Source organism: Escherichia sp. MOD1-EC5433, assembly GCF_002966005.1.
Lineage (GTDB): Bacteria > Pseudomonadota > Gammaproteobacteria > Enterobacterales > Enterobacteriaceae > Escherichia > Escherichia ruysiae.
Genome location: NZ_PTRL01000001.1, coordinates 543,777 through 557,744, shown reverse-complemented (window position 1 = coordinate 557,744; position 13,968 = coordinate 543,777). Strand labels below are relative to the sequence as shown.

Below are 13,968 nucleotides of genomic sequence, written 5' to 3'. Positions count from 1 at the left end.
ATGTATAAGCCAGAAATTTTTATTCGCCCTGTAAATTAAAGGGAAGACAACTGCCGCAATGAACTCATATTTTGTTATATGGGGTGATTGACATAAATATTGCACTGGCCAGTGAAATTTTCACCCAAAATTAACATCCCTAATGTTTCTTATTTTTTATGAGCCATTCCTGTTCATCCTCCTGATAAATAAATTTTTATCCAGTTAATAACATTCTCTAACCACACAACACTGCGGCCCGCGCCGGATCGAGCTGAATCAGCCCGCCGAGCAATTTTTCCATGGCAGGCCCGAGCCGAACCTTGTCTGCCTCACTGCGACCGGCTTTAAGCCGCAGGAGTTTCAGATGGCGCGCCTGAACTTCAAACAACAATTCAGGCTCCCAGTCGCTAAGAACCACTTCTCTGGCACGCTCACCCAGCTCGGCAAACAGGTGCGCCGCCAGATCATTTTTACCGTACTGTTCAGCAATGCGCCCCATCAGCAGGCGCAACAGCCACTTCTGGCGAACTGTCGTTATGCCGGGCTGGGTCTGTAGCCATCCCAATGCAGCATCCGGGCCTTCATTATCAGCCAGTGCCACAGCTTCAGGCTCCAACGCAAGAATGTCATCGTTACTGGCTATTAGCGGGGCAGATGATGTGTCATTGCTCCATCCGCTCGTCGTATCCAGCACACTCTGTTGGAGCCAGTTCAGCGTTACTTCATCGGCAAACGGCGTTCCGTCACTGAACGCCAGCGTCTCCAGCCCGGATAGCCGCTTCAGCAGCCCTTTCAGGTCAGCGGCGATGATGGCAGCCAGAGTGTCTTTACCGGACTTCGTCAGTGCCTGATGGATATACCACTGCAGATCCAGCCACAAATGATTGGCACCTCGGGAAAAAGTGCTGTCTGCCGTTTCCAGCATTTCCGCCCAGTTTTGTTGCAGGTAAAGGCGCTTGAGCAGTGCTCGCTGGTCAGCCCTGGGAGGCTCGATACGTGTGCGTCCCTGCGCATCCGGAGCCGGAATGGCCCGCAGGGTGTCGTGACGCAGACTTTTCATCAGATGGTGCGCTGACAACCAACCGTCAGGCTGTTCTCGCAGGTATTCACTGAGTGTGCGTGCCTGCGCCAGCAAATCCTGACCAGAAGTGATCCGCCCGATAGCCGGAGCATCGCTGTGGCTCGCCGTGGACGGTATCTCAGTGGCGCTGGCGTTCTGTGGTACAACCGCATCCACACCACCCGCTTTCTGCAGGCGGTTTTCCAGTGCGCCGTACAGCGCATTCAGTTCAGGACGGGTTTCATCCGATTCGTTTTCGGTTAGCTGAGCTATCAGAAGCAGCGCGCCGGTGGTACGCAACGCATCTTCCCTGACCACTTCCGGATACAGTGAAAGGGAATCAGTCATACGTGAACCAGCCAGCCACTCCAGTGCTGCCTTACGGCTGCGGTCACGCTGCGGATGCAGCTGCGTGCCGAAGCGGTCTATCAGACCGGCCAGCAGCTCAAGACCTTCTGCCAGCCCCTGCTCGCCTTCACGATGCAGCCTGGCCCAGCAGTAATACGTCGCCACACGGATATCTTTGGCGGTGGTGGTGAGCAACTTCTCCGCCAGTCGGCAAATGAGTTCGGTATCTGCCCCGGAGAGTTTATTGACCTCCTCGCGCATTTGCTGGAAGTCATCGTCATACCCCGGGTCTTCCCCTACAGATGATGTCCCTGATAACGGCAGCAACCAGTTGTTCCACTGCGCCACGCGCTCACCGGTAGCGCCAAGCAGTATCGCCTGCTCTGTCTGGCAAGCTCTAAGTAAAGTATCCAGCGTACTCATCAGTAAACCGCCTCTGCATTACTGGTCGCGCTGGCAAGCTGGTTTGACGCTGCCACTCTGACCGTGTTGAAGATGGTTCCCGGCAGACGGAAGTTACGCAGTTTCAACAGTGCCAGCGGCCCCTCTCCCACCTCGGAACGCAAGGTATAATTGAGCAGGCGTCCATCCTGAGCTTTCCAGCTCAGTGTGTAGCTACTGCCGACGCCGGGATAAGCACTGATCTCAGCCTTATCAAGCAGGCGTATCCAGCCCCACGTTCCGGGAATATCCGCATACTGACGGGTGCCAGCCTGGGTACTTATCCAGCTCAGGCTCACGCCAGGCGCTTCTGTGTCCGCAGGCCAGGTGAAGCTCCTCCACGCCGGCATCTGATTCACATAGGTCAGTTTTTGGCTGTCGATAATCATGTCGGTTTGCATCACGCCATCAGAAGTGCCTGGGCGCAGTTCGAACTTCATCCCGGCATTACCTTCAGTAAAGGCGACATCCGAGATATAGCTCAATGTGTTGATAGCGTTGAGAAACGCCGGGTTAAAGGTCAGCCCTTGCGAATTGATACTGTCCGGCACCCAGTTATTCCCATTCTTGTGCAGTACGCCTTTCAGGCGTGTCTGCAAAAACTGCGAAATACGACCGGAATCGACATTGAGGTATTTGGCAAGCAGCGGCAAAGATACATCGCTGCTGGCGTTGTTGAACGGATAACGCCCGCCAAAGGCGGAGTTCCACTCGGCAACCACCGCCTGCTGCCACTGGGAATTAAGACTGTCCGCCGCAGGGGTCAGAACCAACTGCCAGGCCTGCTCCATCGGATTTACAAACACCGCGCGCCCAAAGCCACTCCACTCCTGGCCAAGCCCGGCGGCAATCAGGCTGCCGTAGTCACGAGTTTCAGTTAGATCTACAGCTTTGCCCTGGAATACCGTCTGAGCAATCGTTTGGGTCATCGCCTGCGGATCGGCGGCATTGGTCACCTGTTGCAGGCGCAGGCGCACCTGAGTCACACGAGTCAGGTACGACTGCAGACTCTGCTCCTGTGCCCCCGTGCGGCTCTTGTCCATCAACTCCAGCACCGGGCCGAAAGTTGCATCCAGCGGTCCATGTACACCTACGCTCTGGTCAATAGCATCCTTGTTGGCATCGCCCAGCAGATTTTTGGCTGATTTCACCAATGAATCTGAAATTGCTTCACCGGTCTGCCCGGTGCGCCCCTGCACGTTCAGGGTGTTCATCAACGCCACCAGAGGTGACTGACGCACGTCAGCCATCAGGGTCAACTGGTCAATGGAGTCCGACAGCGTAGCGGCCTGGTTCCAGCTCAGGCTATTAAGGAACTCCAACCAGGCTCCGCCAAAGTCTGCGAAATAGCGATCCGTCAGGCGATTTTTCAGCGCCTCAGGGGAGGTCTCGTCCGATTTATTCGCCTGACGCTTACTGTCCGTGAGTACCCAATCGAGCTCGTCCCGCCGCGACTTCACTACTTTCTCGATGGCAGGCTGCACCGCCTGCTCCCATGCCTGACGGGTGAACATCCCCGGCACAATTTCGGTAGTACTGAACAGGCGGGCAGCATCGGTATCACCGGTCATATCCTCCAGGCGCATATCGACATACAAGTGCGCCACCTGCGAAAGCATCTTCTGATAGAGGCTCGACTCACTGTTACGTACCCCCATCAACCGAACCAACAGCGAGCGAGCCTGGCTGACCATGCTTTCATCAGCATGGATCTTCCACTCAGGATGCGTGATCAACTGCGCAGCATAGAACGACAACAATGATGGAGCCATTCCTTGCCAGACACCGTCTTTCACACCGTGACGTTTCCGCCAGTTGTTCAGCAAAGCAGATCTGAACCAGGCGGCGTCCATATGCTCAGGACGCGCCAGCATCAGGTAGAGTTTGAGCTGTTCCCAGGTGCTTTTTGCCCTTTGCTCCCTCAGCGGGCTACCTGGCGGCAGCGCATTAAAGGCACTGACCTGCTTTTGTAGGTGATCTGCAGCCGCATCCCGCAGCAGCGGCAGTGCACTTTCCTGATAACGAGGCCAGAGTGTCGTCAGCAACGCATTGTTCTGACTTAATCCCGCCTTTTCATACCAGGGCACACCATGCTCAGAGCGATACTGCAGACGAGCCAACGTTTTTTGCAGCTCAAACAGTGCGTACAAGCGTTGCTCCAGTGGCTGGTTTTGTCGGGAAGCCATCGCTGCCTGGGTATTTGCAGTATTAATCTGACCACGATTAGTCCTCCAGGAGACGCCCATCCAGCCCCCCCACCCCACCATCACCAGGGCAATAACAGACGCTATAACCTTCTGCCATGGAATGCCCGGCCTGACGGGACGCAGTGCGGCAGGAAGCATCCGAACAGATTCAGGCAGAGCATCCCAGCATTTGTCCATTCCCCATTGATGCGGCACGGCACGTTCACCGCTGGCAGAGGGTTGACTGAACACCAGCCCAGCCAGAGGCAGCGGACGGTATGGATTAAGCATCGCCGACAGCGGTGCGGTCACGCTCTCCGGTTTACGGATAAGCTGGTCGGCAAGCCTCAGCAAAAAGTTATGTTTCACCTCACCGCAGGTCTGTTGTAGTCCCTGTAAAGTCAGTTCCGGCGTCAGGATAGCCAATTGTTTAGCTAACCCTTCGGTACAACACCCGGCGGGCAGTTGGCAGCCAGCAGCCTGCACAACACGTCCTTCAGGCTTACCCGCTCGCGGATGCAATGACCAGATATACAGGGGAATCTTCCAGCCCAGCGCCTCCATGCGGCTGCTTATGGCATGAGAAAGAGAGTCCATTGCGCTTTCAGAAGGCACGGGCAACGGCTGTTCCAGACCAGGAACAGACAACTGGTCGAAAGCCGAGGTGACCCACACCAGACCATCCACCGGGCGGCGGCGCAGTTTGCGTAGAGCAGTCAACCAGATATTGTCGGCTGGCGTATTGAGATCACCGCCCCACAAAAGCAGAGTGCCACGATCTTCTTGCCAGAATTGAGCGGTCAGTTTAGGGGTCAGCAGCTCAACATCTGAGGGTGTACCGGTTATCAACAGGATGCGGGTTTTACGTCCCCAGCGACGACCGTAGAGATTACGCATGGCGAGACGGATGGTGTCGACGGTGACGTTATGGGGTGGCGTCCTGGCAACTCTCTGTTCATCAAAAGGCAACACATTATTCTTCTGTTCCTGCCAGCGGTGATATTTTTCTCGCATAAATCGGAACACAAACGGCGTGTAACGAATAATCAGCAGGACAAGCCACACAGATACAAATGCCATCGCCTCTTTCAGGCGTGTATCGAGACCATACTGAGGGCCGAAATGCAGTATCAAACTCAGTATGGCAAGAGAAATTAGGGCAACGATGCCAACAAGCCCTCCTCTGCTCCATAAACTAGCCGACATCATTATTATTGCTCCCTGAAGTAACTGTACTGACAAAATGATCAGTTCCAGAAGTAAACAGACCTAAAACGGATGTCTGGCTAACAGATGTAATATCGGAGAGTAATGCGGCCAAAAACCATGCACTACCTGCCCCCGGAATACCGTTATATTTTTCCAGTACATCAATATCCTGGGGCGCCCACGATGTTTGATGTAATTGAGAAGCCATCATTAATTCAGCAAACCAGTCATTCCAGTGCCCATAGTCGCAATAAACTTTTGATGTCTGAGATGCGATCGTTTGTGTTTCCAGAAACAATCCCACATCAGCTTTGAAATGAGCCATATCCAGCGGCATCGGTCGCAAAATGCGGGCAGAATGAGGAAATTGATATTTTTCAGCTACATCATCGCTGGTAAGAAGCACACTCGCCAGTGCATCGGAATATTGTTCAGCCCCATGCTTCTGCAATATGAGGAGCAAATCGATATCCATAGCTGGGCTCTTAAGGCGTTCTTCAATCCAGGAAAAAGAAAGGGGTTCGCAAAAGGAAATAGAACCAGAGATAGCGCGCTCTGGATATATGCTTTCCCAGATTTTTCGAAATTGGGAATCGGAATCGGCAGAAATTTCATCACTTACAACAGTAATATTAAGTTGCACTGTATCTGGCAGCATCGCGATTGCGTTCTGCACACTGGCAAGCCCCAGCTCTAATAAAGAACCAGACATTACGGATTGAGCGTCAAAATGGCTGGTCAGTGAAAAAAGGGACGGCACATCTGATGCCTCTGATTTCGAGATGGCCCTGGCGGTTACACCTGAAGGTAACAGAATACTGCTACCAAGCACCGCCAGATAACGCCCCGCCCAGGATTCCCACTGATGTTGCCCATATTCAGCTTCCTTCTGCAAAAACTGGTGCTCATCAAATGTTCTGCCCCAAAGCCAGCCCCGCAAGCAAAAAAGGAAAAACCAGCAAAGCACTGGGCTTGATGCCAGCCACCAAATGTTGAATCCAGACAATGGTTTAACCATGCCTGACGCATGAAGAATAAACAGCAACACACCCACAACCACGGTAGTACCACCTGCTAAAAGCCACCCCATGAAAGAGGGTTCAGAAGGTAACTCCATCGTTGTTGCTTTCGATCTTTCCCAGCCCATTTATTGTCCTACCGTACTATTCTTAGCACTCGAAATAACCTTACAACCGCACAGGCATTTGCAACCATCGACGACAACAGCACGACCGTTAAAGGTACGGTGTGGCGATCCTTCCACGATGGGATTCGTTCCATGCCCTATAATCGGACAGCTAACAAAATCACCAACTAAAGCAACCTTTTTTCCATCAACAGTAATATTGGAGGAGGCCGAATTAACTTTGCCACCATGCGTTGTTTTATCTCCAAGTAATACCAGACCGTTAGCCACAATGAATTTATCCTGTTAAGGTTTAAAGAATTCTGTCACTAATAAAGAGTTAAAAACGAAATTGAACTATTTTGTATCTACTGATAGAAATAATGTCTTGTTAACAGTTCTACTTATGGTGCAGCCTGCCGATGAAAACAATACTAAGGAAAGCAGAATAATTTTTGATTGGTTATGTATTTTCAATCCCTTCTTCTCCGTATTAAGTCAATCGTAAAAGTATGTTACAGGCCTGCACTTACAATAATTAATCTGCCTCATGCATTTAACAAAAAACCTGTCATTTTTATTTTTTAACTTTCATTTTATCAACCTTATCAAAATCAGGAAAAAGCGATCTTTCTGGTGCATAACTTCCATCCGGATAAATTATCCGGGAGTACACTCCATCAACTTTTCTTTCCGGTTCTATATATCTAACAACTTTCACTTCATCAACTTCAGGGTGAAAATAAATACTGTTAAAATTAGATACTCTGTAAGAAAGAAAACTCTCTTTTCCTAACAGAGAAAGCGATTTTGTCTTCTCTGTTATTTTTCTTTCTCGAATATATGGGTAATATTTAGGCGAAATATGTAAGTCACCCGTAGAGAAGGTAAATTGGCCATTACGCGAAGCATCATTATCAAATGCCAGCATTACCCCTACCGCCGTGCCGGGCACAAGATCCTTACCAAGGTGAGTGGCATCAATATATTCAATGCCAAGTGTTACGGCGCTAAGCGTCCATTTGCATGAGCCGCCGCCTGTCATAGCGACTTTCCCTTTCCAGATGTCCCCACTCTCCTGCTGCACGGGGATCCCGATAACATTGTAGCTGGGCTCGGTGATAACAGAACCATCAAATCCACTGATTCTTTTTTTCATACATTCATACGAGATGTATCTGACCTCAAGCGGGAAAGGTTTCGTATACTGAGAAGGATTTTTTACTTCAACATTGACCCATTTTGTATCTGGCGGTGGAGATAAAGTCTTGTTAACAGTTCTATTGATGCTGCATCCTGATGATGAAAACAAAGCTAAAGAAAGCAGAATAATTTTTGATTGGTTATGTATTTTCAATCCCTTCTTCTCCGTATTAAGTCAATCGTAAAAATATGTTGCAGACCTGCACTTATAATAATTAACCATCCTGATATATTTAACAAAAAAACTCTGTCATTTTTATTTTTTAACTTTCATTTTATCAACTTTATCAAAATCAGGAAACACAGTCCCATCGGATATAATGCTGCCATCTGGATACTCTATTTTTGAATGCGCTCCTTTAATTTTCTTTTCTATCCCGATATATTTCACAATTTTGCTTTCATCTATTACAGGTGCAAATTTAATTTGATTTACATTATAAACACTTAAGGACAGGAAGCTTTCCTTACCTAAAAGGGACAATTCTTTCTTTTTTTCGCCTAGATTCCATTCAGATATATAGGGATAATATTTTGGTGATAAATTTAAATCGCCCTCAGTTGCAGTATATTGTCCGTTTCTGGAAGCATCATTATCAAAAGCGAGCGAAATCCCTACCGCTGTTCCGGGTACAAGATCTTTGCCAAGATGTGTAGCATCTATATATTCGATACCTAAATTGACCGCACTCAACGTCCATTTGCATGAGCCGCCGCCTGTCATAGCGACTTTCCCTTTCCAGATGTCCCCACTCTCCTGCTGCATGGGAATCCCGATAACATTGTAGCTGGGCTCGGTGATAACAGAACCATCAAATCCACTGATTCTTTTTTTCATACATTCATACGAGATGTATCTGACCTCAAGCGGGAAAGGTTTCGTATACTGAGATGGATTTTTTACTTCAACATTGACCCATTTTGTATCTGGCGGTGGAGATAAAGTCTTGTTAACAGTTCTACTTATGCTGCAACCTGCCGATGAAAACAATACTAAGGAAAGCAGAATAATTTTTGATTGGTTATACATTTTCCATTACCTCTTCTCCATATTGAGCAAACCGCAAAAGCGTATCGTTGCCAGATGGCATGAACAACGTTGGGGAAAGCGATGCGTCAAGCAGTCCTTCTATATTCAGAAAAATGTTATTTCTTACTAATTCACTCTCCGGTATGTCATTTTTATTTTCTGCCATCTGCTCTCTGAATGAATCAACGTTATACTGATGCTCAGTAAAAGTACGCTTTTCCACTATTCCAGCGTTATCAATCAGCTCTAATACTTTGTTATACATATAGGGCATATAGGAGGTCATAAAGTGGTCAAAAAGATTTACATTTACGCCTCTGTCCGGATTACAACCTTTAGGGAAAAAGTCAGTTAGATCTGCTTGCGTCAGTGATGCTTTAAATTCTTTCTGCTTCTGACCTGCCTGCTGCATCTCCTGCTCCGCCAACGCAGGAACCAGGTAAAGTTTAGCTTTAAGAGGAAGTAATTTTCTGATGGTAATACACCCTGCCGGCGTTGGCAGATCTCTTTTGCACTCTTTCCATTCCCGACTCTGAGTGACCGTGAGAAAGGCTACCGTATTGCCGTGATGCCAGAAGCAGTCCCCCCAGGTTACCATCTGGTAAGCCAGAAGTTCACCCAACGACCAGAAAAAGCCCAGTGTCCCCCCCAACCATCCCCATAATTTATATAACCCGTTATCCAGGTTGGCTTCTACGGGTACGGCTGGAATTGGATCATTATCGTTAACATGACGGAAATGGGTAATCTCCGACAATTGCATCACAGCATCGCGGGTAAAAGTTCTCGGCATACCATAGGTGTAAAGTATCGGATAATAGTCCTTCAGTTTTGCTGCATGAATTAATGCTAATGCACCACCTAAACTATGCCCACAGATAAATAGCATTCTACTTTCAATGGTTTTCAATAACTCTAGTATTTCTTTATTAAATTTCTTTTCAACCCGACTATATCCACTCCAAAATCCCGTGTGTACTTTTCCAGCAGAAAGTAACGTACTACATCCCGTTTTATTTATATCGCATAGTTCTGGACTTACTGGTCTGAACTCAATATCCGTTCCTACATCAAACAAGCTAGCCGTCCCACGCCAGGCAACGATTATCTTATCCACGTTATAAACATAATAAAGCTGCGTATCACCGTCTGCCTTTGTCACAGCAGTATTTTCCTTTGCCTGTGCTGTTCCATGCGAATTCTTACTGTCTACCTTAGGCGAAGTATCTCGCGAGGTATCCATAAACACTGGAGGATAATATCGATTACTGTAGGGAACATCCTGTACTAATGTATTCCATGCGGAACCATCTTTATAAAGTTGGGGTAAGCGAGAAAGATCCTGGCACTGGTTAATAAAAAAACGTGTAATTGACACCGTATCCAGAGTACTGCCATTTGCATAGGCAAGCGTCGCTGCCGCCCCAAGGTTAATTCCATTCGCAATGGAATAGTCCTTTTGATGGTGTAGAACAAGCTCCCACGATCTGAAGGGGCATATTTCTATTACATGACGTTTTTCAAGTTCATTCGTTCGGAATTTAAAGCCCTTAAATGCCGTATTTGCAGGAAAGTGATATGCGGGTAACATTTCCCCTGGTCTTAATTCAAGGTTTGGTGAACTCTGACAAAGTTCACCGATAACGGCATAATGCCAGATATACCCTTTTTCTTCAGCTTCAGGACGCACAACAGAATCATTTTCTGCATCGCGGCTAACACGTAAGGCACGTTTTTCCATTTCCGTAGCCAGTTGATTGCCATCTAACGCCAGCCTTAATTCAAGCCCATGCGGCATATCAATGCGAATAAGCCCATCTGCCTCACTTTGACCCGTATACGTAAGGTTATCAACTGGTCCGGATACTGGATGCGAACTTTCAGCACGCCATGGTATATTCGCTACGGGATCTCCCTGCTCATCAACCAACTGAATTTCAACCCAGTAAGGTTTCTGTTTTCCAGCCGTAGCTTTTTCCTCTGTATACGTCACAGATGTTACTAATGTATTTCCTACCATAAACATCCCTCTTTATGCAGGTTAAAAAATTTATGAGCTCTTTTCTCTTGTAAGATAAAATGTCCCAACCTTAATTATCTCCGATAAGAATACAGCAGCAAGAAATATCACCCCTACTTTGATTGACATAGTTTTAAACATCCATGGTAATATCGAAATAGAAGGGATCATGAAGAACAATCTGAATGGTGTTTGAATATAGACAACCCAATTCACATACTTCCACTTTTTTAAGAACATTACAGCAGAAAAAACAATCGAGACATTAAGCAATAACGAAAAAGAAAAAAGGACTTGCGAATACGCCCCTTGCTGAGGATAAATATGGCTAAAAGACAATATATCATCAATTAAAGGAATTCGTCCCTGAGAGATATTCAGCCAGATAAATCTGACGATGAAAAAGAGATCAAACACCGCCCAACAATACAATATATGTTTCTGTTTTAAGCTAAGTTTCATTTAATTCCCTCATAGACATCATCAGCGGTCGTTGGTTGCCAGTGCCACGACTGACCTGTAACAGCCCAGGCATCATCACCTTCCAAAAAAGTTTGCGTTACCTTTCTCTGTTCTCCGTAACGATATACTGCTGATTGCTGCTCTATCTCGGCTGTAGTATCAGATGGCAAAGGCTGCCATTCCTGGATTTTATCTCTTTTCGTATTCATATAGTCCTTCCCTTCAGAACCAAAAATACGGCCCTCATCTCCCATAGAAGTTAAACGGTTGATTGCCATAATTGCAGTATTCTTCAACCCGTAATAATCATGATCAACAGTAACCCAATGCCCAGGACCTTCATCTTTTATCTCACGTGGAAACTCAATTTTTACATTACCTGGTGTCGATGAGTAAAACGGTGCAGTCTTCCCTGACGAGTCAGATATTCCTTCAAGTACCTCGCCATCTGGAGGGGTTACTCTATAACTAGTGAATGGTTTGATATCCCCTGATTCAGGATCGGTAACAGTAAACGTTCCGCTATACCCCTTAGGGAAAGTAAGAGGTTGAGAATCAAGTGTCGCAGCTCCCGTCTGATTAACATTGGCCGCTTTCAGCAGAATATTCCCTGAACAGCCCAGTTCAATATTCCCACCACTGAGCTTTATATAAGCACCACCACAACTTAAAATCAGTTCCTTGCTGGCATTCACCTTCACGCTTCCCTCACCACTGGTGAGAGTAATGTCCTGTAATGCTGAAACATTCATGGCATCAGATTGTGCCTGAATATCAACCTTCCCTGCCCCAGCATACATTTTCATTCCTGCTGCTTGTGCAAACAAACTTACAGACTTGCTTGCCGCTACAGTGAATGATTGCCCGGCGCTAATATCGGTGTTTTTACCTGACATGAGGCCAATACTTGCCCCACCTGAAGCAAGTCGGACAGTCTCAGGACTTAGAATGCCTATTCCAGCCGGTGCAACAGCCAGCATTCCTGGCATTTTCAAATATTTCAGTGAGCTGTTAAGCGTCTTTTGACTGTCGATATCAGATACCGTTGCCTTCGCCCCTTTCGCGGCTGACTGAAGGCTTCTTGCCAGCGTAAGTGCCTGCTCCAGTTGTTCTACAGCCCGGTCCATTTCAAGCATTTTACTGCCGACGTCAGGCTGAGCATCTGCAGTAAGCAGAACTCCCTTACCACCACGAACGCTGACCCAGTCATTTGTGCGCAGCTCTGCCCCTTCCCCGCGCAGTTCGCGGGAGGCATCCACGTTATGCCCCAGATTCAGCTGCGTCTTTCCCCCGTACTCCGTACTGAGCTTGATATGCTCCTCACCGCGCCTGTCCTCCATCCGCAGTTTGTTCAGGCCAGCTGTGCGGATTACATTACGCGTGTTGTTGGCTTCGGTGACGGGGTCTGCGTGGCGGGAGTCGTGCAGCGCATGGGCGATATACGGCCGGTCCGGGTCGCCTTCATGGAACGCGATGGCAACCTCCGTCCCCTGTATCAGCGGGAAGTGAAAACCGTATTTATCCCCGCCGTACGGTCTGGCAAAGCGCACCGGCATACTTTCCATGCCCTGACCTTTGTCGTCACGGTCGGCATCGAACTTCACCCGGTACATCCCCGACGCATCCTGCCACGCGTGGATATCGTTGTCCCTGGCGCTGGTCACCCGCGCCGTCATTGTCCCGCTCACCACCGGCCGTTTTTTAGCTGCCGGACGCCAGCAGCGGTTTTCGTAATACGGCATCCCTTCCCATGTCACGGTCAGGGCATCCTTACGGCTCGCACTGTAGACCGTGCGGGTAATCACAATACCGTTGTCCGTTTCTGACGGCAGGGTCGGCGGAACAGCCCGTTCACTGATGGTCAGCACCTGAGCCGGGGAAAGCCGGGCATCATTACTGCTGCCGCTGACCATTGTCTGTCCTGACAGGAAGCGTTCATGCTCAAGCCGCGCCCAGAAATTGCCGGTTTCCGCCGCCGGGGTGATTTTGTCGCCCCGTTCAAGATGACGCGGCAGGTAATGGTACACATCGCCGTAGGTGTTCCCTTCCCCGTCGCCACGGGTCATGTCCGCCGGCACCGACGTCAGGATGTTCTGCGCTTCACGGTGATTGTAATCATCCGCCGTCACTGAACGCGCCACCACATGATGCCGGACGTGAATCCCCCACACCGAATCCGCGCCATTGTCACTCATCCCCGACGGACTGCTGAGCGCCAGCGTTTTACCGAAAGTCCAGGCGCTCTGCCTGTCGGCAAAGTGCACCACTTCCGTCAGGGTGTCCGGCTGCAGGGTGAAAAAATAAAATATCCCCGCTTCAGCCAGCAGGCGCTCAATAAACGCCAGGTCACTTTCCCGGTACTGGTTTATCTGCTCACGCTTCGGATAACCGGCTTTAAGAGTGAACTCATACTCCCAGCCTCTGAGACCATGCTCCTGCAGGACTTCCGTGACCACTTCCGGTACAGATTTATTGACGAAAAAACGGTGGGTGCGGTACTGCCTGCCCAGCAGGGACAGAAACGGCTCAATAATTATCCGGTACGTCGCCTGGTCACGTGAACCGCTGACACGACTGAAATCTGTCATCACCCCGTGCACCACTTTCTGCCCGCTCAGCCCCGTCAGTGGCCCTGTTCCCATGGTCAGCGTCGCCGGTTTACTCAGTAACTGCGATGCACTGATGTTCAGGTCACTGCTGGTAAACAGAACGGTGTAATGATACAGCCCGCTCATGCACTCCTCACCCCTGAAGGCCTCCACATCCGGCGATGCGGTACAGGACGGAATATCCAGACGGTAGCGGTTCAGCCCGCCTTCAGTTAATGCAGACAGAGCGTTATTCAGCGTATCTGTCAGACTCATAATATTGACTCCATGGGATAACCCGTTGTCCATGACG

General features: G+C 48.9%; 8 protein-coding genes. All 8 read right to left on the bottom strand.

From position 1 onward, the window contains the following. Window positions 1-217 precede the first annotated feature (217 nt). The 8 genes from tssA to C3D30_RS02765 all read right to left on the bottom strand — a co-directional run bounded on the left by tssA (window position 218) and on the right by C3D30_RS02765 (window position 13,931). On the bottom strand, window positions 218-1,813 hold the full coding sequence (gene tssA / locus C3D30_RS02805) for a type VI secretion system protein TssA (protein WP_000105381.1): 1,596 nt from the start codon (window positions 1,811-1,813) through the stop codon (window positions 218-220). Beyond that, window positions 1,813-5,226 (bottom strand): ImcF-related family protein, encoded by a 3,414-nt coding sequence (locus C3D30_RS02800; protein WP_105286437.1) that lies wholly within the window; start codon window positions 5,224-5,226, stop codon window positions 1,813-1,815. Before C3D30_RS02800 ends, tssA begins: the two co-directional genes overlap by 1 nt. Continuing rightward, the gene (locus C3D30_RS02795; protein ID WP_105286436.1) at window positions 5,213-6,373 is read right to left on the bottom strand and encodes a KPHS_23130 family T6SS system protein; all 1,161 of its coding nucleotides are present in this window, start codon (window positions 6,371-6,373) and stop codon (window positions 5,213-5,215) included. The genes C3D30_RS02800 and C3D30_RS02795 overlap by 14 nt, the downstream gene beginning before the upstream one ends. After that, on the bottom strand, window positions 6,374-6,643 hold the full coding sequence (locus tag C3D30_RS02790; RefSeq protein ID WP_016158925.1) for a PAAR domain-containing protein: 270 nt from the start codon (window positions 6,641-6,643) through the stop codon (window positions 6,374-6,376). A gap of 286 nt (window positions 6,644-6,929) precedes the next feature. Then, window positions 6,930-7,709: a hypothetical protein gene (locus C3D30_RS02785; protein ID WP_105286435.1), complete on the bottom strand. Its 780-nt coding sequence runs from the start codon at window positions 7,707-7,709 to the stop codon at window positions 6,930-6,932. 102 nt (window positions 7,710-7,811) lie between these two features. Beyond that, window positions 7,812-8,585 carry a hypothetical protein gene (locus C3D30_RS02780; protein ID WP_105286434.1) on the bottom strand — a complete coding sequence of 258 codons (774 nt, stop codon included), beginning with the start codon at window positions 8,583-8,585 and terminating at the stop codon, window positions 7,812-7,814. Next, a complete protein-coding gene (locus tag C3D30_RS02775) occupies window positions 8,578-10,605 on the bottom strand; it encodes a lipase family protein (RefSeq protein WP_105286433.1) in 2,028 nt (675 codons plus the stop codon). Before C3D30_RS02775 ends, C3D30_RS02780 begins: the two co-directional genes overlap by 8 nt. A gap of 458 nt (window positions 10,606-11,063) precedes the next feature. Continuing rightward, a complete protein-coding gene (locus C3D30_RS02765) occupies window positions 11,064-13,931 on the bottom strand; it encodes a type VI secretion system Vgr family protein (protein WP_238145705.1) in 2,868 nt (955 codons plus the stop codon). Window positions 13,932-13,968 lie beyond the last annotated feature (37 nt).

Excerpts from the sequence above, each read along its gene's own strand:
- tssA (WP_000105381.1), bottom strand. The coding sequence starts at position 1,813 with ATGAGTACGCTGGATACTTTACTTAGAGCTTGCCAGACAGAGCAGGCG.
- C3D30_RS02800 (WP_105286437.1), bottom strand. The coding sequence starts at position 5,226 with ATGATGTCGGCTAGTTTATGGAGCAGAGGAGGGCTTGTTGGCATCGTT.
- C3D30_RS02795 (WP_105286436.1), bottom strand. The coding sequence starts at position 6,373 with ATGGGCTGGGAAAGATCGAAAGCAACAACGATGGAGTTACCTTCTGAA.
- C3D30_RS02780 (WP_105286434.1), bottom strand. The coding sequence starts at position 8,585 with ATGTATAACCAATCAAAAATTATTCTGCTTTCCTTAGTATTGTTTTCA.
- C3D30_RS02775 (WP_105286433.1), bottom strand. The coding sequence starts at position 10,605 with ATGGTAGGAAATACATTAGTAACATCTGTGACGTATACAGAGGAAAAA.
- C3D30_RS02765 (WP_238145705.1), bottom strand. The coding sequence starts at position 13,931 with ATGAGTCTGACAGATACGCTGAATAACGCTCTGTCTGCATTAACTGAA.